The organism is Amycolatopsis sp. NPDC104587 (assembly GCF_055583645.1).
Map to the genome: position 1 here is coordinate 108,176 of NZ_JBVJNO010000020.1, position 23,798 is coordinate 131,973.

At 72.1% G+C, this 23,798-nt stretch carries 26 protein-coding genes and 1 pseudogene; 13 read left to right on the forward strand and 14 right to left on the reverse strand.

Annotation, left to right across the window (positions count from 1 at the left end):
* Window positions 1-14 precede the first annotated feature (14 nt).
* Window positions 15-1,244 (forward strand): NAD(P)/FAD-dependent oxidoreductase, encoded by a 1,230-nt coding sequence (locus tag ACZ61C_RS43245; protein ID WP_465313769.1) that lies wholly within the window; start codon window positions 15-17, stop codon window positions 1,242-1,244.
* 32 nt (window positions 1,245-1,276) lie between these two features.
* Window positions 1,277-2,011: a Clp protease N-terminal domain-containing protein gene (locus tag ACZ61C_RS43250; protein ID WP_465313770.1), complete on the forward strand. Its 735-nt coding sequence runs from the start codon at window positions 1,277-1,279 to the stop codon at window positions 2,009-2,011.
* A gap of 122 nt (window positions 2,012-2,133) precedes the next feature.
* Here the strand turns inward: ACZ61C_RS43250 and gndA are convergent, their stop codons facing one another.
* A complete protein-coding gene (gene gndA, locus ACZ61C_RS43255; RefSeq protein WP_465313771.1) occupies window positions 2,134-3,573 on the reverse strand; it encodes an NADP-dependent phosphogluconate dehydrogenase in 1,440 nt (479 codons plus the stop codon).
* An 85-nt stretch (window positions 3,574-3,658) separates the two neighbouring features.
* Complete coding sequence (locus tag ACZ61C_RS43260) at window positions 3,659-4,579, reverse strand: MBL fold metallo-hydrolase (protein ID WP_465313772.1); 921 nt, start codon at window positions 4,577-4,579, stop codon at window positions 3,659-3,661.
* A gap of 235 nt (window positions 4,580-4,814) precedes the next feature.
* On the opposite strand from ACZ61C_RS43260, the gene ACZ61C_RS43265 reads away from it, so the two are divergent.
* The 4 genes from ACZ61C_RS43265 to ACZ61C_RS43280 all read left to right on the forward strand — a co-directional run bounded on the left by ACZ61C_RS43265 (window position 4,815) and on the right by ACZ61C_RS43280 (window position 8,052).
* Entirely contained in the window at window positions 4,815-5,678 is an 864-nt protein-coding gene (locus tag ACZ61C_RS43265) for a helix-turn-helix domain-containing protein (RefSeq protein WP_285482102.1), read from the forward strand.
* A 99-nt stretch (window positions 5,679-5,777) separates the two neighbouring features.
* On the forward strand, window positions 5,778-6,605 hold the full coding sequence (locus tag ACZ61C_RS43270; RefSeq protein ID WP_465313773.1) for an SAM-dependent methyltransferase: 828 nt from the start codon (window positions 5,778-5,780) through the stop codon (window positions 6,603-6,605).
* Window positions 6,602-7,450: an SAM-dependent methyltransferase gene (locus ACZ61C_RS43275; RefSeq protein WP_465313774.1), complete on the forward strand. Its 849-nt coding sequence runs from the start codon at window positions 6,602-6,604 to the stop codon at window positions 7,448-7,450. The genes ACZ61C_RS43270 and ACZ61C_RS43275 overlap by 4 nt, the downstream gene beginning before the upstream one ends.
* The gene (locus ACZ61C_RS43280; protein WP_465313775.1) at window positions 7,447-8,052 is read left to right on the forward strand and encodes a class I SAM-dependent methyltransferase; all 606 of its coding nucleotides are present in this window, start codon (window positions 7,447-7,449) and stop codon (window positions 8,050-8,052) included. The genes ACZ61C_RS43275 and ACZ61C_RS43280 overlap by 4 nt, the downstream gene beginning before the upstream one ends.
* 71 nt (window positions 8,053-8,123) lie before the next feature.
* Here the strand turns inward: ACZ61C_RS43280 and ACZ61C_RS43285 are convergent, their stop codons facing one another.
* The gene (locus ACZ61C_RS43285; protein ID WP_465313776.1) at window positions 8,124-8,378 is read right to left on the reverse strand and encodes a hypothetical protein; all 255 of its coding nucleotides are present in this window, start codon (window positions 8,376-8,378) and stop codon (window positions 8,124-8,126) included.
* A gap of 562 nt (window positions 8,379-8,940) precedes the next feature.
* Here ACZ61C_RS43285 and ACZ61C_RS43290 point away from each other — a divergent pair.
* A complete protein-coding gene (locus ACZ61C_RS43290; protein ID WP_465313777.1) occupies window positions 8,941-9,195 on the forward strand; it encodes a DUF397 domain-containing protein in 255 nt (84 codons plus the stop codon).
* A gap of 131 nt (window positions 9,196-9,326) precedes the next feature.
* On the opposite strand, the gene ACZ61C_RS43295 is transcribed toward ACZ61C_RS43290, so the two are convergent.
* The 5 genes from ACZ61C_RS43295 to ACZ61C_RS43315 all read right to left on the reverse strand — a co-directional run bounded on the left by ACZ61C_RS43295 (window position 9,327) and on the right by ACZ61C_RS43315 (window position 13,823).
* The gene (locus ACZ61C_RS43295) at window positions 9,327-9,860 is read right to left on the reverse strand and encodes a hypothetical protein (protein WP_465313778.1); all 534 of its coding nucleotides are present in this window, start codon (window positions 9,858-9,860) and stop codon (window positions 9,327-9,329) included.
* A gap of 64 nt (window positions 9,861-9,924) precedes the next feature.
* Window positions 9,925-11,067, reverse strand: a complete 1,143-nt coding sequence (locus ACZ61C_RS43300) for a hypothetical protein (protein WP_465313779.1) — start codon at window positions 11,065-11,067, stop codon at window positions 9,925-9,927.
* Window positions 11,068-11,082: 15 nt separating this feature from the next.
* Window positions 11,083-11,475 carry a FixH family protein gene (locus ACZ61C_RS43305; RefSeq protein ID WP_465313780.1) on the reverse strand — a complete coding sequence of 131 codons (393 nt, stop codon included), beginning with the start codon at window positions 11,473-11,475 and terminating at the stop codon, window positions 11,083-11,085.
* Entirely contained in the window at window positions 11,472-12,872 is a 1,401-nt protein-coding gene (locus tag ACZ61C_RS43310; protein ID WP_465313781.1) for a hypothetical protein, read from the reverse strand. Before ACZ61C_RS43310 ends, ACZ61C_RS43305 begins: the two co-directional genes overlap by 4 nt.
* Window positions 12,873-12,968: 96 nt before the next feature.
* Entirely contained in the window at window positions 12,969-13,823 is an 855-nt protein-coding gene (locus ACZ61C_RS43315; RefSeq protein WP_465313782.1) for an alpha/beta fold hydrolase, read from the reverse strand.
* A gap of 53 nt (window positions 13,824-13,876) precedes the next feature.
* Between ACZ61C_RS43315 and ACZ61C_RS43320 the strand changes: the two genes are divergently transcribed.
* Window positions 13,877-14,464, forward strand: a complete 588-nt coding sequence (locus ACZ61C_RS43320) for a CGNR zinc finger domain-containing protein (protein ID WP_465313783.1) — start codon at window positions 13,877-13,879, stop codon at window positions 14,462-14,464.
* A 14-nt stretch (window positions 14,465-14,478) separates the two neighbouring features.
* Here ACZ61C_RS43320 and ACZ61C_RS43325 read toward each other — a convergent pair whose 3' ends face one another.
* Genes ACZ61C_RS43325 through ACZ61C_RS43335 form a run of 3 tightly spaced genes read right to left on the reverse strand, consistent with a single transcriptional unit; the run spans window position 14,479 to window position 17,272 of the window.
* On the reverse strand, window positions 14,479-15,339 hold the full coding sequence (locus tag ACZ61C_RS43325; protein WP_465313784.1) for an oxygenase MpaB family protein: 861 nt from the start codon (window positions 15,337-15,339) through the stop codon (window positions 14,479-14,481).
* Window positions 15,339-15,914: a TetR/AcrR family transcriptional regulator gene (locus tag ACZ61C_RS43330; protein WP_465313785.1), complete on the reverse strand. Its 576-nt coding sequence runs from the start codon at window positions 15,912-15,914 to the stop codon at window positions 15,339-15,341. The genes ACZ61C_RS43325 and ACZ61C_RS43330 overlap by 1 nt, the downstream gene beginning before the upstream one ends.
* Window positions 15,881-17,272 carry an amidase gene (locus ACZ61C_RS43335; protein WP_465313786.1) on the reverse strand — a complete coding sequence of 464 codons (1,392 nt, stop codon included), beginning with the start codon at window positions 17,270-17,272 and terminating at the stop codon, window positions 15,881-15,883. Before ACZ61C_RS43335 ends, ACZ61C_RS43330 begins: the two co-directional genes overlap by 34 nt.
* Before the next feature lie 128 nt (window positions 17,273-17,400).
* Between ACZ61C_RS43335 and ACZ61C_RS43340 the strand changes: the two genes are divergently transcribed.
* Together ACZ61C_RS43340 and ACZ61C_RS43345 are read left to right on the forward strand one after the other, a co-directional pair.
* Entirely contained in the window at window positions 17,401-17,967 is a 567-nt protein-coding gene (locus tag ACZ61C_RS43340) for a dihydrofolate reductase family protein (RefSeq protein ID WP_465313787.1), read from the forward strand.
* A complete protein-coding gene (locus ACZ61C_RS43345) occupies window positions 17,964-18,986 on the forward strand; it encodes a D-cysteine desulfhydrase family protein (protein WP_465313788.1) in 1,023 nt (340 codons plus the stop codon). The genes ACZ61C_RS43340 and ACZ61C_RS43345 overlap by 4 nt, the downstream gene beginning before the upstream one ends.
* Before the next feature lie 81 nt (window positions 18,987-19,067).
* On the opposite strand, the pseudogene ACZ61C_RS43350 reads toward ACZ61C_RS43345, so the two are convergent.
* Both ACZ61C_RS43350 and ACZ61C_RS43355 read right to left on the reverse strand, forming a co-directional pair.
* Window positions 19,068-19,688: pseudogene (locus ACZ61C_RS43350) on the reverse strand (DUF998 domain-containing protein); the annotation flags it as partial.
* Window positions 19,685-20,452: a protein phosphatase 2C domain-containing protein gene (locus ACZ61C_RS43355; RefSeq protein WP_465313789.1), complete on the reverse strand. Its 768-nt coding sequence runs from the start codon at window positions 20,450-20,452 to the stop codon at window positions 19,685-19,687. The pseudogene ACZ61C_RS43350 and the gene ACZ61C_RS43355, both read right to left, overlap by 4 nt.
* Before the next feature lie 91 nt (window positions 20,453-20,543).
* On the opposite strand from ACZ61C_RS43355, the gene ACZ61C_RS43360 reads away from it, so the two are divergent.
* Together ACZ61C_RS43360 and ACZ61C_RS43365 are read left to right on the forward strand one after the other, a co-directional pair.
* A complete protein-coding gene (locus ACZ61C_RS43360) occupies window positions 20,544-20,753 on the forward strand; it encodes a helix-turn-helix domain-containing protein (RefSeq protein ID WP_284750436.1) in 210 nt (69 codons plus the stop codon).
* Window positions 20,753-21,280 (forward strand): Clp protease N-terminal domain-containing protein, encoded by a 528-nt coding sequence (locus ACZ61C_RS43365; protein WP_465313790.1) that lies wholly within the window; start codon window positions 20,753-20,755, stop codon window positions 21,278-21,280. Before ACZ61C_RS43360 ends, ACZ61C_RS43365 begins: the two co-directional genes overlap by 1 nt.
* On the opposite strand, the gene yczE is transcribed toward ACZ61C_RS43365, so the two are convergent.
* On the reverse strand, window positions 21,277-21,924 hold the full coding sequence (gene yczE, locus ACZ61C_RS43370) for a membrane protein YczE (RefSeq protein ID WP_465313791.1): 648 nt from the start codon (window positions 21,922-21,924) through the stop codon (window positions 21,277-21,279). The genes ACZ61C_RS43365 and yczE overlap by 4 nt on opposite strands.
* A gap of 61 nt (window positions 21,925-21,985) precedes the next feature.
* On the opposite strand from yczE, the gene yczR reads away from it, so the two are divergent.
* Complete coding sequence (gene yczR / locus ACZ61C_RS43375) at window positions 21,986-23,431, forward strand: MocR-like transcription factor YczR (RefSeq protein ID WP_465313792.1); 1,446 nt, start codon at window positions 21,986-21,988, stop codon at window positions 23,429-23,431.
* Window positions 23,432-23,798 lie beyond the last annotated feature (367 nt).

Consider the following 23,798-nt stretch of genomic DNA (forward strand, 5'->3'; position numbering starts at 1 on the left):
GGTCGGATGAGGTCATGGGTGAAGAGACCACCGTTCTGATCGTCGGCTCGGGGCAGAGCGGGTTCCAGGCCGCGGCTTCGCTGCGGGACCGGGGCTTCGCGGGCCGGGTGGTGCTGGCCGGGGACGAGCGCGGCGTGCCCTACCAGCGGCCGCCGCTGTCGAAGGCCTACCTGGCCGGGACGGCCGGGCTCGAGCAGCTGCACCTGCGTGGTGAGGACTTCTTCGCCGAGAAGGACATCGAGCTCGTCGCGGGCCGGGTCGCATCGATCGACCGTGAAGCTTCGCGGGTGCGGCTCGAAGACGGCGCCGAGCTGGCGTACGACCACCTGGTCCTGGCCACCGGCGCGCGCAACCGGACGCTGCCCGTGCCCGGCGCGGACCTGCCGGGCGTGCTGACCCTGCGCACCCGCGACGACGCCGACCGGCTCCGCGCGTCGCTCGCCGAAGCGAAGGACGTCGTGGTGGTGGGCGGCGGGTTCATCGGCCTGGAGTTCGCGTCGCACGCCGGCCGTCCGGTGACGGTCGTCGAGGCGCAGGACCGGCTGCTCAACCGCGTCGCGACGCCGGAGATCTCGGCCTTCTTCGCCGCGCTGCACCGCAACGCCGGGCACACGGTGCTGCTCGGCCAGGGCGTCTCGGCGCTGCACGGCGACGGCCGCGTGCGCGAAGTCGAGCTGTCCGACGGCACCCGGCTGCCCGCCGACCTGGTCGTGGTCGCCGTCGGCGTCGTCCCGGAGACGACGCTCGCCGCCGCCGCCGGGCTGCCGGTCGACAACGGCGTGGTGGTCGACGAACACCTGCGCACGGCGGACGAAAAGATCTTCGCCATCGGCGACTGCGCGAACTTCCCGTGTGTCCAGGCGGGCGCCGCGACCCGGCTGGAGTCCGTGCAGAACGCCGTCGACCAGGCCCGCTGCGTGGCCGCGGCGATCACCGGCGCGCCCGAGCCGTACGCGAGCCTGCCGTGGTTCTGGACCGACCAGTCGGGCGCGAAGCTGCAGATCGCCGGGATCCTGGCCGACGCCGACCGCACGGTGGTCGCGGGTGACCGCGAGGCGGGCAAGTTCTCGGTGCTGTCCTTCCGCGACGACGTCCTCATCGCGGTCGAGTCGGTGAACCGCCCGGCCGACCACATCGCGGCCCGGCGCCTGTTCACCGCCGACCCGCACCCGCGGTACGCGGACCTCGAAGCGAGCGAGTTCAACCTGAAGGAACATCTGAAGGCAGCGTCAACTCGCGGTTGACGACGCGAGATCGTCAACCTACAGTTGACGGCATGGACCTTCCTGCGAACGTCAAGCTCGACGACCTCATCAACGCCATCAAGAGCAACAACGACAAGGACGCCCTCGCCCAGCTGACCGACGCCGTCTACGTGGGTGAGCACCTCGGCGAAGTCGCGGACCACCTGATCGGCCACTTCGTCGACCAGGCCCGCCGGTCCGGGGCCTCGTGGACCGAGATCGGCAAGAGCATGGGCGTCACCAAGCAGGCGGCACAGAAGCGGTTCGTGCCGAAGGTCGATCCCGGCGGTGACCCGTCCGGGGCGATCGAGCGCGTCTACGGCCGCTACACCGACCGCGCGCGGCACGTGGTCGTCGCCGCGCAGAAGGCGGCCATCGACCACGCCAGCCCCGAGATCGACACCGTGCACCTGGTCCTCGGCCTGCTCACCGAGCCCGCTGCGCTCGCCGCCGGGGTGATCCTGGACCAGGGTGTCACGCTCGAAACCGTGCGTGAGACGGCCGAGGCGCGGCTGCCCGAGCCGGTCGATCCCGTGCCGAACCCGATGCCGTTCAGCGCGAACGGCAAGAAGGCCCTCGAACTGACCCTGCGCGAGGGCCTGCGGCTGGGGCACAACTACATCGGCACCGAGCACATCCTGCTGGGCCTGCTCGAACAGGGCGAGGGCAGCGGCTTCGCGGTGCTCGACGGCCTGGGGATCGGCAAGGCCCGCGCCGAGGCGAAGATCCAGGAGGTGCTGGCGGAGATCCTGGCCGCGCGGGGATGAGACGGCTTTGGCTGGCGGCGTTGCTCGCGTTGCTGCTGGTGACGCTGCTCTGACCGGGTGGGACCAGGGGGTCCACCCGGCCACGGAACGGCCCTCCGGAGCGGAGGGCCGTTCCGCGCACCTCAGGCCTCGGACTCCGGGCGGCCGTCCTCGGCCCAGGCCGTGTGGAACGAGCCGTCGCGGTCGACGCGGCGGTAGGTGTGGGCGCCGAAGAAGTCACGCTGGCCCTGCACCAAAGCGGCCGGCAGCCGGTCGGCCCGCAAGCCGTCGTAGTACGCCAGCGCCGTCGAGAAGCCCGGCGTCGGGATGCCGAGCCGGACGGCCGTCGAGATCACCGAACGCCACGAGTCCTGCGCGTCCTCGACCGCCTTGCGGAAGCCGCCCGAGGTCAGCAGCGTCGGCAGCTGCGGCTCGTCGGCGTAGGCCGCGGTGATGTCGTTGAGGAACTTCGCGCGGATGATGCAGCCGCCGCGCCAGATCGAGGCGACCTTGCCGAGGTCGATGTCCCAGCCGTACTCGGTCGCGCCGGCCTGGATCTGGTTGAAGCCCTGCGCGTACGCGACGACCTTCGACGCGTACAGCGCCTGCTCGACGTCGTCGGCGAAGCGCTCCAGCGAGGAGCCCGTCAGCGGCGACGCCGAAGGACCGCCGAGACCGCGGGCCGCCGCGCGCAGCGAAGTCGACCCGGACAGCGAACGCGCGAAGACGGCTTCGGCGATGCCCGAGATCGGGACCCCGAGGTCGAGGCCGATCTGCACGGTCCAGCGGCCGGTGCCCTTCTGCTCGGCGGCGTCCGCGACGACGTCGACGAACGGCTTGCCGGACGCCTGGTCGACGTGCGCGAGCACGTCGGCGGTGATCTCGATCAGGTAGGAGTCCAGCCGGCCGGTGTTCCAGGTCCGGAACACTTCGGCGATCTCGGCGGGGGAGTAGCCGCCCGCGTGCCGCAGCAGGTCGAACGACTCCGCGATCAGCTGCATGTCGGCGTACTCGATGCCGTTGTGCACCATCTTGACGAAGTGCCCGGCGCCGTCGGCGCCGATGTGCGTGCAGCACGGCTCGCCGTCGACCTTCGCCGAGATGTCCTCGAACAGCGGGCCGAGGGACTCGTAGGACTCCTTCGAGCCGCCGGGCATGATGCTCGGCCCGTGCAGCGCGCCCTCCTCACCGCCGGAGACACCGCTGCCGACGAAGTGCAGCCCACGCTCGCGCAGCGCCTTCTCACGACGGCGCGTGTCGGCGAAGTGCGCGTTGCCGGCGTCGATGATCACGTCGCCCTCTTCGAGCAGCGGCGCGAACTCCTCGATGACGGCGTCCGTCGGGCCGCCCGCCTTGACCATGATCACGACCTGCCGGGGCCGCTCCAGCGCGTCGACGAACGCCTGCGCCGAGTACGCCGGGATGAAGTCGCCCTCGTCGCCGAACTGCTCCACCAGCGCGCGGGTCCGCTCCTCGGACCGGTTGTGCAGGGCCACCGTGTGGCCGTGCCGCGCGAGGTTCCGGGCCAGGTTGCGGCCCATGACCGCCAGGCCGGTGACCCCGATGCTCGCCTTCTTGCTCATCCGCATCCTCTCGAAGACTCTCTCGATTCAGACAGTAGTCCGATCGACGCCTCAAGGAAGGGCACGAAGACGCGGCTCACTCAGTTCAGGAGAAGCAGCGGATCGGGCCCTTGTTGATCGCGACCATGTCGGTGACCGCCGCGAGCAGGTCGATCTGCGCGCCCCACTCGGCGCCGTCCAGCTCGGCGTACGCGCGGTGCAGGTTCCCCGGCAGCCGCTCCTGCTCGCTCATCGACGCGAACTCGCCGAGATCGGCTTCCTTCGCAGCCTCCAGCGGGGACAGCCCGGCGGCCTTCCCGCGCTTCGCCGTCTCCTGGAGGAAGGCCAGGTACGCGTCCACGGTGTCGACGGTCTCGAGCCCGCACGCAGGCCCGTGCCCGGGCAGGATGACCGCCGGGTCCAGCTCGCGGACGACGTCCAGCGCCTTGCGCCAGCCGGCGACCGACCCCATCAGCGCGAACGGGCTGCCGCCGTTGAACACCAGGTCACCGGCGTAGAGGACGCGCTCCGCGGGCAGCCAGACGAGGACGTCGTTGGTCGTGTGGGCGGCGTGGCCGGGGTGGATCAGCTCGATCGTGACGTCACCGGCGTGGACGGTCAGCCGGTCGTCGAACACGACCTCGGGTGGGCGGGACCGCAGCTCGCCCCAGTCGCTGCCGGTGAAGATGCCCTCGAACGTCTGGATGCCTTCGGCGACCATCAGCTCGCGGGTCTTGCGGTGGCCGATGACCGTGGCGCCCTCGACCAGGTAGTTGCCGTTGGTGTGGTCACCGTGGTGGTGGGTGTTCACCAGCGTGGTCACCGGGCTGCCGGTGGCGCCTTCGACGGCCGCCAGCAGCGCCCGCGTGCGGCGCTCGGTGGAGCAGGTGTCGATCAGCACGGTGTGGTCACCGGCGTCGACGACCCCGCAGTTGTTGATGTACCAGGAGCCGTCCGGCTGGACGTACCCGTGGACCCGGTCGGCCAGCCGGGTGACGGCGGCGGCGGAGGGCGAGCGATCGGTCACGCGCACCACTATGCCCCAGACCGCTGCCCGCCGGTTGGGCGAAAGGTCACGAATCCGCTGGTCCAGGCGAGTGAAGACACAGGTGACTGGCATTCCGCGTCATTTCCTGGAACGCTGCGCGATGTCATCATCGAGATCCGCAAGGTCAAGCACTAGCCTGGGTGGGTTCGATAGTTCGCGCGCGACGGCGGCCGATGGCCGTCGTCGCTTGGTAGTGGTCCGGGAGAGCAGGGCGATGGCCAGCACCGTCACCTCGCGCCGGAAGCAGCTCGGGAACGAGCTCCGGCATGCCCGCACCGCGGCGCGGATGACACAGCAGCAGGTCGCCGAGGTTCTCGGCTGCACCCAGGGCAAGGTCAACAAGATCGAGTCCGGTGCCGTCGGGGTGAAGCTCGGGGATGTGCGATCGATGCTGAACGCGTTCGGGATCAACGGCGAAGAAGCCGACACGCTGATGAACCTGGCGCGGGCCGCCGCCGGGCAACGCGGCCACTGGTCGGGCTACCGCTCGGTGGTGCCGCACTGGTTCCGCACCTTCACGGACCTGGAGCCCGCGGCCGCGGAGATCCTCACCTGGCACGGTGAGCGCATCCCCGGCCCGCTGCAGTCCGAGCACTACATGCTCAAGCAGTTCACCGAGTTCGGCGCCACCGACGTGACGTCGCTGGTGCGCAACCGGCTCGACCGCAAGGCGGTGTTCGAGCAGCAGCAGCCGCCGTACTACCGGTTCATCATCAGCGAGGGCGCGCTGCGCCGGGCCCCGGGCGGCTACGCGCCCGCGGTGATGCTGGACCAGGTCGAGCACCTGCTCTCGCTCGAACGGCACCCGCGCGTCTACGTGCACGTGCTGCCCTTCGGCGCGCGCCTGGCCGCGGTGCCCAACGACTTCACGATCATGCGGTTCCCGGACCGCACCCGGGACTTCGTCTACATCGAGCACTCCGCGGGCGGGCTGTACCTCGACGACGTCAAGGACTTCAACATCTTCGTCGACTCGTGGGACAGGCTGCGCGGGGCCGCGCTGGAGCGCCAGGAGACCCGGCAGTTCCTCAAGGAGCTTGCGGAGGGTTACCGCGGCCAGATGCAGCAGCTCCAATAGGGCGAACGGCGGTGTGAAGGGTCCCGGGTGGTGAACGACTGTCGGTAGAGTGGGCCCGTTGCGCCCTGTCCACCGGAAGTGCCGCCCGAAGGGGACATCGTGGACCCCGACTTCCTCCCCGAGGCCGTGGACCTCGACCGGCCGAACGTGGCGAGGATCTACGACTGGGCGCTCGGCGGCACCGCGAACTGGGCCGTCGACCGGCAGTACGGCGAGCAGGCCCTGGAGGTCTTCCCGCTCGCCAAGACCCTCGCGCGGGCCAACCGCGCCTTCCTCGGCCGGGCCGTCCGCTACTGCGTTTCGCTGGGCATCACGCAGTTCCTCGACCTCGGCTCCGGCATCCCGACCGCGGGCAACGTCCACGAGGTCGCCGACGACCACAGCGACGACAGCCGCTGCGTCTACGTCGACAACGAGCCGGTGGCCGTCGCGCACGGGCGGATCCTGCTCGACGAGGAAGGCGATCCCGAGCGGCACGCCGTGCTGCACGCCGACCTGCGGGACGCCGTCGAGGTCTGGGAAGCCGCCCTCGCCACCGGCGTGCTCGACCCGGACCGGCCGATCTGCCTGCTCAGCGTGGCGGTGCTGCACTTCCTGCCGGACGTCACCGGCGTGCGCGAAGCGATCCGCGACTACCGGACGCTGCTCGCGCCGGGTTCGGCCTTCGTGCTCTCGCACGCGACTGAATCCGGTGTCTCCGGTGAGGAGCTGGCGCAGTGCCGGCGGCTGGTCAAGCTGTCCGAACGGTCGAGCTCACCCGCGGTGTGCCGGTCGCTCGACGAGATCGCCGCGTTCTTCGGTAACTTCGACGTCGTCGAGCCCGGGATCGTGCCTGTGGGAGAGTGGCGCCCCGAGCCCGGCGCCGCCACGGTCCCCCTCGCGAGCGTGGTCGGCGGTGTCGGCCGCAAGCCTGGAGGAATGGCATGACCACGCAGGACCCCGAAGCCCCGGAAGGTGTCGACCTCGAACGGCCGAACGCCGCCCGCATCTACGACTGGTTCCTCGGCGGCGACGCCAACTGGGCCATCGACCGCCAGTTCGGCGAACAGGCGGTCAAGACCTTTCCGATGATCAAGACGGTCGCCCGCGTCGGCCGGGACTTCCTCGGCCGCGGCGTCCGCTACCTGGCGCGCAACGGCATCGACCAGTTCCTCGACCTCGGCTCCGGCGTCCCGACCGTCGGCAACGTGCACGAGGTCGCGGCCGAGGTGAACCCGAACGCCCGCTGCGTCTACGTCGACAACGAGCCGGTCGCGGTGGCGCACTCGCAGGTGCTGCTGGAAAAGGAAGGCGTCGCCGACCGGCACGCGGTGCTGCAGGGCGACCTGCGCGACCCGGCCGACATCTGGAAGCGCGCGCTCGACACCGGCGTCCTCGACCCGAACCGGCCGATCGGGCTGATCATCGTGGGCGTGCTCTACTTCCTCGGCGAGGACGAGCCGGTGGCCCAGACCATCCAGAAGTACCTGTCGCTGCTGCCGTCCGGCTCGTACTTCCTGTCCTCGCACCTGACCACCGAGGGTCTCGACGCGCTGGCCGACCACGACAGCCGCACGTCGATCGTGGAGCAGTACAAGAAGTCGAGCACCCCGCTGCACCTGCGCAGCAAGGCGGAGTTCACGTCGTTCTTCGAGGGCCTCGAGCTCGTCGAGCCGGGCATCGTGTACCTGCCGGAGTGGCACCCGGAGGAGATCGAGTCCCGGGCGACGAAGAAGCTCGCGAACGACCCGTCGTTCGTCGGTCACATCTGCGGCCTCGGCCGCAAACCGTGACGGCGGCCGCCTACGACGCCCTCGCCGCCCGGTACGCCGAGTTCTCCCTGAAGATCTGGGACGCCTCGGCGCTGGACCGCGCGGCCTGGGCGGCGTTCGCGGACAGCGTCCGCGGCGCCGGGCCGGTGGCCGACCTCGGCTGCGGGCCCGGCCACGTCACGGCGCACCTGCGCGACCTCGGCCTGGACGTGTTCGGCGTCGACCTCACCCCGGCGATGGTCGAGCTGGCCCGCGAGCACGCGCCGGACCTGCGTTTCGACGTCGGTTCGATGGCCGCGCTGGACATCCCCGACGCGTCCTTGGCGGGCATCCTGACGTGGTATTCGATGATCCACACCCCGCCGGCGGAGATTCCGGGCTACTTCGCGGAGTTCACCCGGACGTTGACCCCCGGCGGTCACGTTCTGTTGGGGTGCTTCGAATCCGAGGGCGACGTCGTGACGCCGTTCGACCACGCGGTCACGACGGCGTACCGCTGGCCGCTCGACGAGCTGGTGCGGCTGGCGGGTGTCGCGGGCCTGACCGAGGTCGGCCGGATCCACCGCGAGCCCGGTGAGCAGGAGCGTTTCGGCCACGGCGCCCTCCTGCTGCGGAAACCGTAGCCGCACAACGGCGAGAGCCCCGGTCCCATCAGGGAACCGGGGCTCTTCTGTGGTGGTGCGGCGGTTCGGGTCTAGGCGCGCGAGCCGACGCGGCCGCGCAGGAGCGGGCTCAGGTCGATCGCGGTCTCCAGCGGCCGGCTCGTGCGGAAGCCGTCGGAGTGCCGCTGGTGCGGGAGGTCCTGGTCGGCCGCCCACGTCGTCGTCTTGCGCAGCGGCGCCTGGATCAGGCTGAAACCGAAGCGGTTGCGCAGCTCGTGCGCGATCCCCTTGCGGCCACGGTGTTCTTCCTCTTCACGGCGGAAAAGTGAGTTCAGCCGGACGGCCATCGTCTACACCCCCAGCTCTCGTCGCGGTGACCGGGCGCGTTCGCCGCCGGTCAGTCCGAGACAGGGTTCGCACGGCATGCCGGCCCCGGGGGCCAGCCATTCCACGTCGGCGCGGGGAAGCGCTTCCCCGCATTTGGTTCGGACCAATGGTGAGTCATCGCGTGCAGAGTCCAGCCCGAAGACGTGGACCACTCGGCGGGCCTCGCCGGCGGTTCCCTTGGCGAGCCTGCCCACGACCAGCACGCTCGGTGGCGCGCTGTCCTCGACGATCACGCTGTTCCTCCCCCATGAGGTCCTGCGGTGGGTGGGTTGACCGGTCTCCGGGACGTGGCCGGCGACGGTCCGAAACCGCCCGCCGCATGCAGGCAGTCGTTCACCGACGCCGGTGCCCCGGCCGATGCGATTAATCCTACTCCTGGAATAATCTTCATGTCGAGGCCGGAGCTAGTTGATCACCCGCTTGGCCCTGCGCAGTACTCCATTGAGACACTGGGTAGCCGGGAGCGGGTACCTTCGACCCAGTCGCGGCCGCGCCCCCCATCGAGCCACGGAGGTACGACCCATGGCGGATTATCCGTCGTTCGCGGATTACGATCCGAGCACGGCCGTGTCCCTGTTCGAAGAGGCTTCCTGGGAGAAATCGTTCGCCAGTGAGCCCAACGGCGGCAGCTGCGTCGAGGTCAACCTGGGCCGGGAGGGCGTGATCGGCGTCCGTGACACCAAGCTCGCGACCAGCCCCGTCTTCGTGTTCGACACCGCCGAGTGGGAAGCGTTCCTGATCGCCGTCAAGGCCGGGCAGTTCGACCTGCCGGCCTGATCCCTCCCCCGCGGAGGTGATCAGGATCACCCACTCGTGTATGAGAATGGCGAAGGCCCCCTTCCCCTCTGGGGAGAAGGAGGCCTTCGCGACGGCGTGAGTACGTCCGGACGCCGATTGTGAGTGAAATCTCACCCGATTGCCGGAAGCTCCCCGCCGCGCAGCCGCCCGCGGGTCCGGCGCCAGGCCAGCACGACCAGCACCACCAGCCCGATCAACGGCAGGGTGCTGATCGCCCAGCTGAAGCCCATCGGCGGCCCGGGCTGTTCCAGCACCGGCAGCCCGCGCAGGTCGCCGGTGCCGGACCCCGCCGGGCCGGTGACGGCGAAGCGGAACGTCCATTCCCCCGGCCGGGGCATCGACCGGACGTCGAGCCCCCACACCTCCCGCTTGCGCGGATGGCGGACCAGCGGCTGGGTGCGGTTCTTGCCCCCTTCCGGGTTGATCATCGTGAGCGTCCCCGACTTGTCCTCGATCCCGCCGTCGGGGATGAAGGTGAAGTCCAGTGACTGCTGGGCCTTGAGCGGCCAGGTGCTGAACCCGATCGTCATCCCGTACGGCCCGGCCTGCACGTGCTCGGTGTGCACGATGTTGACCGGCTCGTAGGCGTTCGCCGGCGCCGCGGTGGCGAACAGCAGCCCGGCCACGGCGGATAGCGCCAGCACAATTCTTTTGGGGGCTCCGGGTGGCGTAGCCCCCGGCCGGGGCGGAGCCCCGAACAACACTGTCTTACGCATCAGCGGTTTCCCCCTTCTTCGCGGGCGCCAGCAGGCAGAGCATCCCGCCGAACCGCCACCCGGCGAACCCGCCGAGCAGCCCCAGCGCCGCGCTGAGCACGGCGGTCGTGGCCAGGTACCAGACCGGCGGCACGTGCGCGCCGGTGTAGAGCAGGGACCGTTGCACCGGCAGGCTCAGGCCGATCAGCAGCCCGGCGATCCCGCCCACGGCCACGGAAACGCGGCCCGCGCGCCACCCGCGTCGCCGGCCGAGCAGGTACCCCAGCTCCATCAGCGCGGCCACCGGCAGCAACACCATCGGCGTCAGCGAGGGCATCTCCGGCACCCCGGAGATCGCGTCGCGCATCGGCAGCCCGACGAGGTCGGCGTAGGTCTGCGCCGCCCACGGCGAAAGCCACCAGAAGAGCGCCTGCACGGCCGCGACCATCGCCGCGACACCGAGCGCGCCGCCCGGGCGGCGCACGAACCCGGCGCCGACCGCGACCAGCAGCACCGCCATCATCGAGCAGCCGACCGAGACGGCGTCGGCGTAGTCGTCCGGCACCTGCTGCAGGCCGAGCGCCAGCACCGGCCCGAACGTCAGCAGCACGGTCAACGACGCCAGCGTGCCGAGCCGGCCCCAGCGGTGCTCCCGTGCCGCGGCGAACACCGCGGTGGTGCCGATCAGCGACACCGTGATCGACAGCAGCAGCCCGATGTGCGGCGGCGAGTCGATGACCGCGTCGAAGCCGTAGAGCCCGTGCCACCACTGGTCCCACAGGCCGTAGAGCAGGAACGTCGCGGCGCCGACCCCCGAGACCAGATAACCCAGCGGGGCCGCGAAGGTCCGGCCGAAGACGTTGACCATCCGGCCGCCGACCCGCGGGTCGACCGGACGGCCCGCGCGCCGCGCCGCCGTCGTCAGCAGCACGACGGCGAGGCTCGCCAGGCCGACGACCGCGCTGCCCGAGTACAGGAACAGGTGCGGCAGCGTGAAGAACGTGTCCGGCCCGACGTCGCTGTGCCACTGGATGTCCCAGGTCAGCCCGACCAGTGACAGCAGTGACCCCCCGAGCACGACGTTCGCGGGCAGCAAGCCCGTTCGCGCCGGTTGCGCCACCGACGTGGTGCGCACGCCGGATGCGGTGAGATCCATTTCCCCCGACCCTTTCTACTTGACCAGCAACGGAAAAACGACTTGGGCGGGCCCGCCGGGGCCCCGCACGGACACGGTGATCTCCCACTGCCCGGACATCGGCAGGGAGACACCCGACGCGCGGAAGCGGTCGGCGCTCTCCGCCACGGCGAGCACCGGGGCGAAAGCGTGGCCCATCTGCGCCATGACCGGTTCGACCAGCACGCTGTCGGGCGCGGGTCCGGCCACCGCGAGGGCGAAGGTGTTGCCGCCGATGCGTGGCTCGTCCGCGGAGAACTGGACCGTGTACGGCCCGGAAACCGCTTGCTGCGTGGAGGGTTTCGCGCTCCCGCCGGGCCACAGCAGCCAGGTGGCACCGGCCACGACCACCAGCGCGACCACGATGACGAGCAGTGTCGGGCGTTTCATCGGCCGGCTCCTGGGGTCGGGACGTCCACCACGGCGGGAACCGTGAGCACGCGGTAGCCGCGCTCGGCCTGCAGCCAGATCCGGTACCGGCCGGGCGCGGTGAAGGTGTAGGTGAAGCCGACGTCGGGGCCGTAGGCGGCCACGGTCTCGTCGGGGCGGTCGACCTGCCCCGCGACCGGCGGTGTCATGGCGTGGACGTGCGCCCAGGTCGGAGCCTTGGCGGCGGCCGCGCCGACGTCCGGCCCGGCGATCGGGCCGGCGACGATGAGGTGGCCGAGCATGCCCAGCCACGGCTGCAGGTCCTGGGTCCGGAAGTGCGCGGTGACGGTGGTCGGCGTCCCCTCGCCGATCGTGAGGTCGACCGGGGTGCCGTCCACCGTCCGCGGTCCGGCGCCGGGCGGTTCGGGCGCGGGCGCCGCGGTGCCCTGCAGGTCCACAGTGGACCGGGCGAGCTGGACACCGCCGCCGCGCCGGACGAGCTCCGCGGCGACGGCGTAGGTGCCCGCCTCCGGATCGGTGACGTGCACGCGGTAGTCGCCCGGGCCGACCCGCACCGGGTGCAGGTGGCTCATCCGCCCGGACGGCGAGACGAGGACCAGGTGCACCAGCGCGTTGTCGTGGACGAGCAGGTCGTCGACCGGCAGGCCGGTGGCGCCGTCGGCGAAGCTCAGCTTCAGCGCACTGCCCTCGGCGTGCACGGCCAGGTTCACCGGCGGCCGCGAGTAGTCCACTGTGGACAACGGGAGGTTCCCGTACGGGTCCGTGACGTTGTCGAACGTCGGGTCGAGCTGGCTGCCCGGCGCCGGCGGCGGGGGAGTGCCCGCCGACAGCAGCGCGCCGGTGACCGCGACGGCGATCGCCGCGACCACCGCGCCCGCCGGGATCAGCGCGAACGCCGTCCGCTTCGCCCGCACGCCCACCACGAGCGCGATGAGCAGGAACGCGCCCGCGGCGACGAACCCGCCGTAGGTGGCCTTCTCCCACGGCGGCACCACCCGCGCGGGCACGAGGAACGGGATCGTCGCGGCCGGACCGGCGCCGTCGCTCAGCGACAGCAGCCACGGCCCGGGCTTGTCGACTTGGAGATTTCCCGGGTACACGCCGGGTTCGGCGCCGAGGGTGACGTCGGCCCGCGACGTCACGACCCCGCCGGCCGCGGCGGTCAGGTGCAGCACCCCGGGCGCGGTGCCCTGGTGCGTCACGACGTCGACCCGCAGCGGCGACGGTGTGGTGTCGACCCGGCGGATGATCACGGTCAGCTCACGCGCGCCGAGCGTCTGGGCGACCTGGACGTCGGTGCCCGCCGGAGCGCCGTCGGCGTGCGCCGTGCCGCCGCCGGCCGCGATCCCCAGCACGGTCAGCAGCAGCACCAACGCGAATTTCGGTTTTTTCCCCATCGTGGGTCCGAACCTAGCGACGGCGGCGGGTGGCGGGCGTCACGGCGGGGAGGGAACTCCGGTCCCCAGTCCGGGGGACCGGGACCCCCCGGGATCTCAGGGGTTCAGGAACTTCCGCAGGTGGGAGACGACTTCCCCGGGCTGCTCCTCGGGCAGGAAGTGACCGCATTCGGCCAGGGCCGCACCGGTGACGTCGGTGGCGTACTCCTGCCAGATCTCCAGCGTCGGCAGGGTGCCGAGCAGGCCGTTCGCGCCCCACAGCGCGAGAAGTGGCTGGGTGACGCGCTTTCCGGCGGCGAAGTCGGCGTCGTCGAGCTCGGCGTCGTCCGGGAAGGAGGCGCGGTAGTCGTCAAAACCGGCCCGCAGAGCGCCGGGCTGGGAGAACGCGCGGACGTATTCGGCGACGGCGTCGGGGTCGAGGCGGTCGCGCTGGTAGGTCCAGCGTTCGAAGAAGTACCCGAGGTAGCCGGCGATGTTCTGGCCCGCGAGCAGCTCCGGCAGGTCGGGCTGGAGGTGGAAGAGCCAGTGCCAGTAGGCCTTCGCGACGCCGGTGTCGAGCCGCTGCCACATCGCGCGGGTCGGTGCGATGTCGAGGACGGCGAGGCGCTCGACCTGGTCCGGCCGGTCGAGCGCCCAGCGGTGGGCGACCCGGCCGCCGCGGTCGTGGCCGGCGACCGCGACCGTGCCGAACCCGAGGTGCTCGGCGAGCGCGGCGACGTCGGCGGCCATCGTGCGCTTGTCGAAGCCGGTCCTCGGTTTGTCGGTGCGGCCGTAACCGCGCAGGTCGGGGGCGATGACGGTGTGGGTCTCGGCGAGGGGTCCGAAGACCCGGTGCCAGCAGTGCGACGTCTGCGGCCAGCCGTGGAGCAGGAACAGCGGCGGGCCGTCGCCGGCCGTGACGTAGTGCATCCGGAGCCCGTTGACGGTGGCGGTGGTCTCTAACCGGTTCATAGGGTTAGACGGTAGCGGTGCTTCTCACCGTCTTCAAGGGTTAGAATGAGCGCATGGAGTGGGTCTTCGACGGCGGACGGCCGTGCCTCGACCTCGTCAACACGCTGCGCAGCCGGCACGACGGCGGAGTCGAGCTGCTGACCGGGCCCGGCGCGCTGGCGGACTGGCTGTCCCTCGCGGGGTTCACGACCGGGCCCGTCCCGGTGACGGCCGGGAACCTGCTGGCGGCCAAGGCGTTGCGGGAAGCCGTGGACCGGGTGCTGCTCGCGGACGGGCAGCCGGACGAGATGGACATCGACCTCGTGAACAACGCGGCGGCCTCGGCTCCGGCGCCCCCGCCGCGGCTGGCCCTGACCGACGGTGTGCTGCGCCGCGAGGTGCCCGCGCCGAAGGACCCGGTGGCGGCGGCGTTCGCGGCTTTGGCGGCGGACACGATCGACTTGGCCACCGGCGACGCTTCGGTGCGGGTGTGCGTGGCGGACGACTGCGGGCTGCGGTTCTGCGACGCCTCGCCGCGGCGGAACCGGCAGTGGTGCTCGATGGCCCGGTGCGGCAACCGCGCCAAGGCCCGCGCCCACTACGCCCGGACCAGCCACCGCGAGCCGGAGCTTTCACGTGAAAACTCCGCGCCCAGGTCGTAGCTTTCACGTGAAAGCTACGGCTTCGCGCCGGGGCCGTTGCCGCCCACCAGGCGCTGGTACACCTTGGGGTGGGCGCGGAGCCAGACGTTGAGCCGGCCGATCCAGCGCATGTGCGCCGTCCGCGCCCAGGCTGGGATCGGCGTCGCGAAGATCCGCACCACCGCGGCGAAACGCCGGAACCGCCGCTGGTCGCGAAGAGTCCACTGTAGACCGAGACGGTCCCGGAAGTCAGGCGGCAACGTCGCCCGCAGCAGGAACATCTGGATCCGGGCGTGCCACCGCCACCACGAGTCGGACAGCCACCGCACCGGCTTGCCCACCGTCCGGATCGTCTCGAAGAGCTGGTCGATCGTCGGGTTCCCGGCGAACCCGGCCACCATCGAGTCGTAGTAGCGCTCGAAGGCCGCCCAGTCCGGCGGCAGGTCACGCTCGCGCACGCCGAGTACCCGGCCGATGTCGCACATCTGCGCGTAGTACTCGTCGAGTTCCGAAGTGGACAGTGGACGCCCGAAGAACCTTTGAGCGTCAATGGGAACCTTCACGAGCGTCGCGTGCACCCAGGCATAGGCCTCGGGGTTCAGCGCGCTGTAACGGCGTCCGTCCGCAGAGCCGGTGAACGACCGGTGCAGGGCACGCAACCGCTCCGCTTCCACCCGGGCCCCGGCAGCACCGCCGTAGACGTAGATCGAGAGCGACGCGCCGGTGCGCATCAGCCGGGTCCACGGGTCCGACGTGTAGTCCGAGTGGTCACGGACCCCCGCCGCCACCACCGGGTGCGCCACCTGCAGCACCAGGACCTGGCCCGCCAGCAGCCCGTCGCGGAAGTCGCCGAAGTACTTCCACGCCGCTGTGCCGCGGACGACGGGCCGGGCCATCACGCACCGCGGATCAGCATCATCAGCGGCTCGGCGACCGGCGTCGCGGTGTCACCGGTCGCCAGGCGGCGCAGCTGCAGCCCGGCGATCAGCGCCACGACCGGACCGGCCAGCCGGCGCGGGTCGGGCACGCCCAGGGCTTCGAGGATCGTCACGGCCAGCTCGTCGTACGCCGCGAAGCAGCGCGAAGAGGCTTCCTGCAGCTCCGGATCGCGCGCGGACTGGAGGTACAGCTCGTGCGCGCCGAGCTCGTCGGTGCCGAACGGCAGCTGCGCGATCACGTGCTCGACGACCGACGCCGCCTGCTCGACGCTCAGGCCGGCCGCGCGGTAGCCGTCGACGATCGCGCCGAGCTTCGCCGTCTCCTCCTCGACGAACATCAGCATCGCCTCGCGCAGCAACGCCGTCTGGCTGGGGAAGTGGTAGGTCAGCGTGCCGAGCGAGACACCGGCGGCGGCCACGATCCGGCGGTTGGTCAGCCCGCCCACCCCGTGTTCGCCGACGACGGTCAGCGCGCCGCGCAGGATGGCGTCCCGGGTGCTTACCAGCTTGTCTCGGGATGCCGCTCCGGCCACCGTTCGACCTCTTCCAGTTGCGCGGCAAGCGAAATCAGCCGCTCCTCGGCGTGCGACGGGCCGAGCAGCTGGGCCCCGAGCGGGAGCCCGCCGGCCGTGAGCCCGGCCGGGACGTTGACCCCCGGCCAGCCCAGCACGTTCCACGGCCAAGCGTACGGGCAGGCGGCGATCATGGCCTGGTCGGTCTCCCAGCCGGACAGCCCGTCGAACGTGCCGATCGGCGGCGGCGGGGTCGCGGTGGTCGGCGTCAGCAGGACGTCGACGCGGCCGAACACCGAGCCGATCCGCCGGTGCAGCCCGGGCTCGAGCGCGCGGGCGAGCCGCAGCGCGGGCCCGGCCAGCAGGCGGCCTTGGCTCGCGTTGCTGCGCGTGCGCTTGTCGAGCCCGGTGCGGTCCGGCACGCGCAACGTCCAGTCGCGGACGCCGGTGAGCGAGCGCGGCAGGAACGTCAGGCCGATGAGCCCGTAGTCCGGTTCGACCTCGACGATCTCGTGGCCCAGCCCGGCGAGCGACTCGGCGAGCCGGCGCACGGCGGCCTCGACGACCGGGTCGAGCCGCGTTTTGGTGGCGGTGAACGGGATCCGGGTCGACAGGCCGATCCGGAGCTTGCCCGGCTCGCGCGCGGCGGCGGTCCGGAACGTGGCGCCGGTGGCGGCGGCGACGTCGAGCAGCAGGGCGGCGTCCTCGACGGTCCGGGCGAGCGGGCCGAGCACGGTCAGGCCGTGGAACAGCTCGCCGTCGGTCGGGATCCGGCCGCGCTGGGTCTTGACGCCGACGAGCCCGGTCCACGCGGCGGGGATGCGCACCGAGCCGGCGCCGTCGGACCCGAGCGCGGCCGCGATGGCCCCCGACGCCACCGCGGCCGCGCTCCCGCCCGAAGAACCCCCGGGGGTGTGGCCGGGGTGCCACGGGTTGCGCGTCGCACCGAAGGCCGGGCCCTCGGTGAACGGCCACTGGCCCAGCTCGGGGGTGTTCGTCTTGCCGATGATGACGGCGCCGGCTTCCCGCAGGAGCGCGACGGCGGGCGCGTCCGCCGTCGCGCACGGGAAGTCCCCGGCGCAGCCGAACGCCGTCGGCAGACCGGTGAGGTCGACGTCGTCCTTGATCGCGATGGGCACGCCGAGCAGGGGAGCCCGTTCGCCGGCCGCAAGCCGCCGGTCGGCTTCGGCGGCTTCGAGCGGCGCTTCGACGTCGCGGAGGTGCCGGAACGCGTTGAGCGTGGGCTGGCTCGCGTGCGCGCGCCCGAGGGCCGCGGCGGTGAGCTCGGCGGCGGTGACCTCGCCCGCGGCGAGCTGTGCGGCCTGGGCGGTCAGGCCCGTGAAGTCGAGGCCGGTCTTCGGCGTTGCGGTCACGGGCACCCCCGGAAGTCTCGTTCGTTCGAACGAACGTTACCGGATACCGGCGGTCTCCGGCTACTCCCGGACGCACCGATGAGTTTTCGGCGCTGCTGCCGTCTACCCGGGAAACCACTTCAGGAGGAGCAACCATGGCCACGGTGCACACCGGCATGACGATGTCGCTGGACGGATTTGTCGCCGACCGGCGCGGCGGGACGGCCCGGCTGTCCGACCCCGCGGCGTCGAACGGCAGCGAGTTCATGGCGGGGCTGATCCGCGAAACCGGCGCGGTCGTCCTGGGCCGGCGGACGTTCGACATGGCCGAGGACCCCGACTGGTACGTCGGCAACTACGAGTTCCAGACGCCGATCTTCGTGGTCACCCACACGCCGCCGCCCGTCCCGCCGAAGCAGGACGAGAACCTGACCTTCACGTTCGTCACCGACGGGATCGCCTCGGCGATCGCCCAGGCCGAGGCGGCCGCGGGCGACCTGGCCGTCAAGGCGATCGGCGCGAGCGTGGTCCGGCAGGTCCTGCGGGCCGGCCTCGCCGACGAACTGCACGTCGACGTCGCGCCCGTGCTGCTGGGCGCCGGGCTGCGGCTGTTCGACGACCCCGCTCTCGAAGGCGTCACCCTCGAGAAGATCGACGCCCGGGACGTGGGGACGTTCACCGCACTCCGCTTCCGGTGCGCGGCCCCTATCGTGGGGGCATGAACTTCGACGGGTTCCCCACCGCCGCACTGGACGCCGTTCCCCGCGTCGACCTGGGCGGGTGGCCGACTCCGCTGCACGAGGCGCCCCGGCTCGGCGAGGCGCTCGGCCTGCCGAACCTCCTGCTCAAGCGCGACGACGTCCACCCGCTCGGCGCGGGCGGCAACAAGCTCCGCAAGCTGGAGTACCACCTCGGCGCCGCGCTCGAAGCGGGCGCGGACACCGTGATCACCTTCGGTGCTCTGCAGACCAACCACGGCCGCCAGACCGCCGCCACCTGCGCGAAGCTCGGCCTGCGCTGTGAGCTCGTCCTCACCGCGAAGGTCCCGCGCGACGGCGAAGCGTACGAGCACTCGGGCAACATCCCGCTCGACTGGCTCTTCGGCGCGACGGTGCACGTCTGCGCCGACGGCGAGGAGACCGGCCGGACGTACGACCGGCTCGTGGCCGAAGCCGCCGCGGAGGGCCGCAAGGTGGCCACGGTTCCGGTCGGCGGGTCCAACGAGCTGGGGGTGCTCGGGTACGTCCGCGCCACGTACGAGCTCGCGACCCAGCTCGCCGAGCGCGGCATCGACCGCGCCCACCTCGTCGTCCCGCACGCCAGCGGCGGCACGGCGGCCGGGGTGGCGCTGGCCGCCGGGCTGCTCGGCGGGCTCGGGGTCGGCGTCGCCTGCGTCAGCCACCCGCTCGACGAGGCCACGGAGAACCTGCGCGAACTCACCGCCGGCGCGGCGAAGCTGCTCGGCGTCGAACCGCCGTCGCTCGACCACGTGCGGCTGGGCGACTCCACGCTCGGCCCTGGTTACGGCATCCCGACCGACGCCGTCTGGGACGCGCTAAAGCTGTTCGGGCGCACGGAAGGCGTTGTGCTCGACCCGGTCTACAGCGGCAAGGTGGCCGCCGCCCTGGTCGAGTGGGCGGGCCACTTCGCGCCGGACGACCACGTGGTGTTCCTGCACACCGGCGGCATGCCCGGCCTGTACGGCTACGGCCCCGAATTCGCGGCGGCCGTCGAGGGCTGACTCCACGCGGGTCGCGACCCGCAGCAGGGTGAACAGCAGCCCGACGTCGGCGAGCAGCAGCAGCCGTTGCGTGACCCCGATCGGCAGCAGGTTCGACACCTCGGGGAACGGCTCGACGCCGGCTTCGCTGAGCCGCACGAACAAAAAGCTCAGTGCGAAGAAGGCGAACGTCACCGCCGTCAGCCGGATCGCGCGGACCAGCAGGACGCGCTCCGGCCGTCCCTTCAGCGGTTCCAGCAGCGAGAACGCGGCGCCGGGCAGGCTGAGGAACGCGACCAGGCACGCGTAGAGGTGGATCTCGCCGCTCACCGGGTCGGGCGCCTCCGGGTAGCTCGCCGGGAAGATCGCGGCCGCGGCCATCCCGAGCGACCAGAGCGTGAGCAGCAGCCGCGTCGTCCGCGACAGCGGCACCCCGGCGACCTGCAGCGCGCCCAGCACCGCCAGTGAGCCGATCGCCAGCGACAGCACGCTCGCCCCGAGCAAACCTTCGCCGCGGTCGGTGACGGTGTAGCTCGACAGCGTGTCGTACACCGGGTCGTGCGAGCTGACGATGTGCAGCACCACGGCCGTGAACAGGCCCCAGCCGATCGCCCCGGACGCCACGAGCCGCCACGGTCTCGTGCGCTTCCCCTGTTCCGTCCCCATGGCGTTCAGGTTCTCGGACAACGGGACGGCCGTGATCGGGGAAGACCCTGAATTCATCCCCGAGAGAAGTCGGCCAGCACCAGCGCCTGGTCATCGTGGCGCTTCGGCCGCGGCCAGCGTTCGCCGTCCGGGTCCTGCTTTTCGGCGGTGCGGACGGCGTCCAGCACGGCGTCCGGCCCGTCGGCGCGGGTGATCGCCAGGACTTCGCGCCAGTCGAACAGGTGGTACTGGTCGACGCCGATGGAGACACCGTCGCTGGCGAGCAGGACGGCGTCGACGGCTTCGCGCGGCCAGCTGCGGCGGATCGCGTGCGCGGCCGCGCCGGGATCGGCTTCGGCGACCCAGAAGCCGTCGTGGGCGTTGCGTCGGCGCCGGACGTCGGCGCCGGTCTGGAGCATCCCGCGGCGCCGGAGGCCGGCGAGCCGGTCGTCCGAGACGACGTCGACGCCGAAACCGCCGAAGCCCACCACCGGGCTGTCGGCCAGGACGAGGGCGTCGACGCGGTCGTCGAGCCAGCGCACGGCGGCGACCGTGCTCGACGGCGACTGCCGCGGCCGCAACGCGTTCTCGGTCGTCACGGCGGCGATCGCGCGGGTCAGGACGTCGGTGAGGTCGGCCTCGGGGGCCGCGAGGAGGTCGCCGGCGAGGCGCCGGGCCAGGCGTTCGGCGTACCAGCCGCCCGGGGGGAGCGAGGGGTCCGGTGAGGTGGCGCCGTCGAGGACCAGGACCGCGTTGTCCAGCACGACGACGTGGTCTTCGGTCGGGCGGGGGTGGCCGTCGGCGCCCACCCCGGCCCGCTCGGCGATCACGATCTCGGGCATCACCCGACTGTACGGCCCGTCCCTCGAGGCTTCGCGCTGAAGTTGTCAACTCAGGTTGACAGGCTTCGATTGTCAACGTAGGTTGACAGGCATGACGGAAGCGACGGACCTGGCCGCGCGGGCCGGCGACCGCGATCCCCGGGTGGGACTGCGAGCGGTCGCCGCGCTCCGGCGGCTGGTGGAACAACTGGAGGCCGTCCAGGTCCGCAGCGCGCGGATCAACGGCTGGTCATGGCAGGAGATCGCCGCCGAGCTGGGGGTCAGCCGGCAGGCCGTGCACAAGAAGTACGGGAGGCACTGATGTTCGAGAGGTTCACCACCGACGCGCGGACGGCGGTCGTCGAGGCGCAGATCGTGGCGCGGGAGTCCGGCTCGGTGGAGATCGCGCCGGCCCACCTGCTCGCCGGGCTGGTGCGGACCGAGGTTCCCCTGCTCGCCGAGCTGGGCATCGCCGCCGAAGACGTCGCCGCGGAACTGGAACGCACCCGGCGCCGCGGCGGGGTCAGCGACGCCGACGCCGAGGCGCTCACCGAGTTCGGCATCAACGTCGAGCAGATCGTCGAACGGATCGAGCAGGCCCACGGCGAGGGCGCCCTCGCCGGCCGGCTCGGCCCCGCCAAACGCGGGCACATCCCCTTCACGAGCCAGTCGAAGAAGACGCTCGAGCTGAGCCTGAAGGAAGCCGTCCGGCTCGGCGACAAGCACCTGGGCCAAGAGCACATCCTGCTGGCGCTGGCCCAGCAGCGCGGCACCGACGACGTCCTCGCGCGCCACGGCGCCGACTACGTCACGCTGCGCCGGGTGGTGCAGCAGCGCAAGGCGAGCTAGTGCACGGGCTCCTGCTCCTCGCGCTGCGGTTCACGCCACACCACGAGCGGCAGCAGCGCCTGGGTCAGCGGGCCGATGGCGAGGGCGTAGAGCACCGTGCCCACGCCGACGGTCCCGCCGAGCAGGAATCCCACCGCGACGACGGTGACCTCGATGCCGGTGCGCACCAGCCGGACCGACCAGCCGGTGCGCCCCGCGAGCCCGGTCATCAGGCCGTCCCGCGGGCCCGGGCCGAGCCGCGCGCCGACGTAGGTGGCCGTCGCGACGCCGTTCAGCGTGATCCCGCCGGCCAGCAGCACGATCTGCCAGGCCAGGTCGTGCTGGTCCGGGACCAGCGCCCGGACGGCGTCGACCATGACCGAGATGACCACGACGTTCGCGATGGTGCCGATGCCGGGCCGCTGGCGCAGGGGGATCCACAGCAGGAGCACGACGACCGAGATCAGGCCGGTCACCGTGCCGAACGTCAGCCCGGTGTGCTTCAGGACGCCTTCGGCGAGCACGCTCCACGGCTCCAGGCCGAGGCCGGCGCGGGTGACCAGGGCGACGCTGGTGCCGTAGAGGGCGAGGCCGCCGAGCAGCTGGGCGCTGCGGCGGACGGGGTCACGGGAGATCCGGACGGGCCGGAGATCGATCTGAGCCACCCCTGCACTATCCGCCGCAAGTGGCCTTGTAAACCATAGCCAATTCCAGGATATTGGCCTTATGGAAGCCACTGTCCCACTCGGTGGACGCATCTCCGGTCCTCGATTGGCCGTCATGCTGGGCTCGTGGCGTCAAGGCTCACGCCAGGGCGCGGCCGACCTCGCCGCGGCCATCGAGCTGCAGGTGCTCGACGGCCAGCTCCCGCTCGGCACCCGGCTGCCCGCCGAGCGGGAGCTCGCCGACGCGCTCGGCGCCAGCCGGACGCTGATCGGCGCGGCCCTGGACCGGTTGCGGGAGAACGGGTTCGTCGCGAGCCGCCGGGGCGCGGGGTCGTGGGTCGCCGCGCCCGGGCGGCGTCGCCGCGGCCCGCTCGCCCCGGCCGGCGGCGGCGCGATCGACTTCACCCACGCGTCCTCGCCGGCCATCCCGGGCACGGCGGCGGCGGTCGACGCGGCCCGCGTCCGCCTCGCCGACCACCTCGGGGACCACGGGTACCAGGAGCGCGGGCTGCTCGCCCTGCGGGAGCGGATCGCCCGGCGCTACACCGAACGCGGGCTGCCGACGACCCCCGCGCAGGTGATGGTCACCAACGGCGCGCACCACGCGTTCGTCCTGGTCCTGCGGATGCTCGCGGGCCCGGGTGACCGGGTCCTGGTGGAGCAGCCGACCTACCCGAACGCGCTGGAGGCGATCCGAGCCGCGCACGCCATCCCGGTGCCGGTCGCGCTCGACCCGGCCGGTGAGCGCGGCTGGGACATCACCGGGATCGACGCGGCGCTGCGCCAGGCGTCCCCGCGGCTCGGGTACCTCGTGGTCGACTTCCAGAACCCGACCGGCCTGCGCCTGGACGCCGAGGGGCGCGAACGGCTCGGCGCCGTGCTCGCCCGCGCCCGCACTCCGGTCGTCGTCGACGAGACGCTCGTCGAGCTGGACCTCGAAGGCGACCCCCTCGACGGGCCGCCGCCGCTGGCCGCGTTCGCCGGTGACCTGGTGATCTGCGTCGGCTCGGCGTCGAAGACCCACTGGGGAGGTCTGCGGCTGGGCTGGATCCGCGCGTCGGAGGACCTGCTCGGCCGGCTGGTCTCGGCGCGCTACGCGGTCGACCTGGGGTCACCGGTGTTCGAGCAGCTCGTGCTGACCGAGCTGCTCGACGACGAGAGCGCGCTGGCCCGCCGTCGTGAAGAGCTGCGCGGCTACCGCGACGCGCTCGCCGGCGCCGTGCACCGGCACCTGCCGGAGTGGACGTTCACGGTGCCGAAGGGCGGCCTGTCGCTGTGGTGCCGGATGCCGGAGCCGGTGAGCTCGCGCCTCGCGGTCGCGGCGGCGAGCCACGGTGTCCAGGTGGCGCCGGGCTCGCGCTTCGGGGTCCACGGCGGCCTGGAGCGCTGGCTCCGGCTGCCGTTCTCCCTGCCGCCGGAGACGATGGAAGAGGCCGTTCGCCGGCTGGGCGCCGCGGCGGCGTCGGTCAGCGGGACGCCGGACTCGCTCGCCGCGCCGATCGCCTGAAGGCGGACAAAAAACGAACCGGTGCGCTGGATGCGAGCCTGCTCCCAGGGATGGGCGGCGTTCATGTGCATCCAGCGCACCGGTTCGTCGTTCACACCCCCGCTCACGGACGTGACCCCGTTCGCGGGTAACCGCTGGCTTCCCGGCACAGCCCCTCGACGTGCCGGGAAGCCGGCGGTTCAGGCGTGCTCTCGGTACTGCGAGTCCTCGCTCGGCGCGGTGAGCAAGGGCTCCCGGAGCTCGCCCGGTGTGGGTCCCGGGGGGGGGGGGGGGGGGGGGAGGCGGGGGGGGGGGGGGGGGAAGGGGGGGGGGGGGGGGGGGGGGGGGGGGTGGGGGGGGGGTGGGGGGGTGGTGGGGGGGTTGGTGT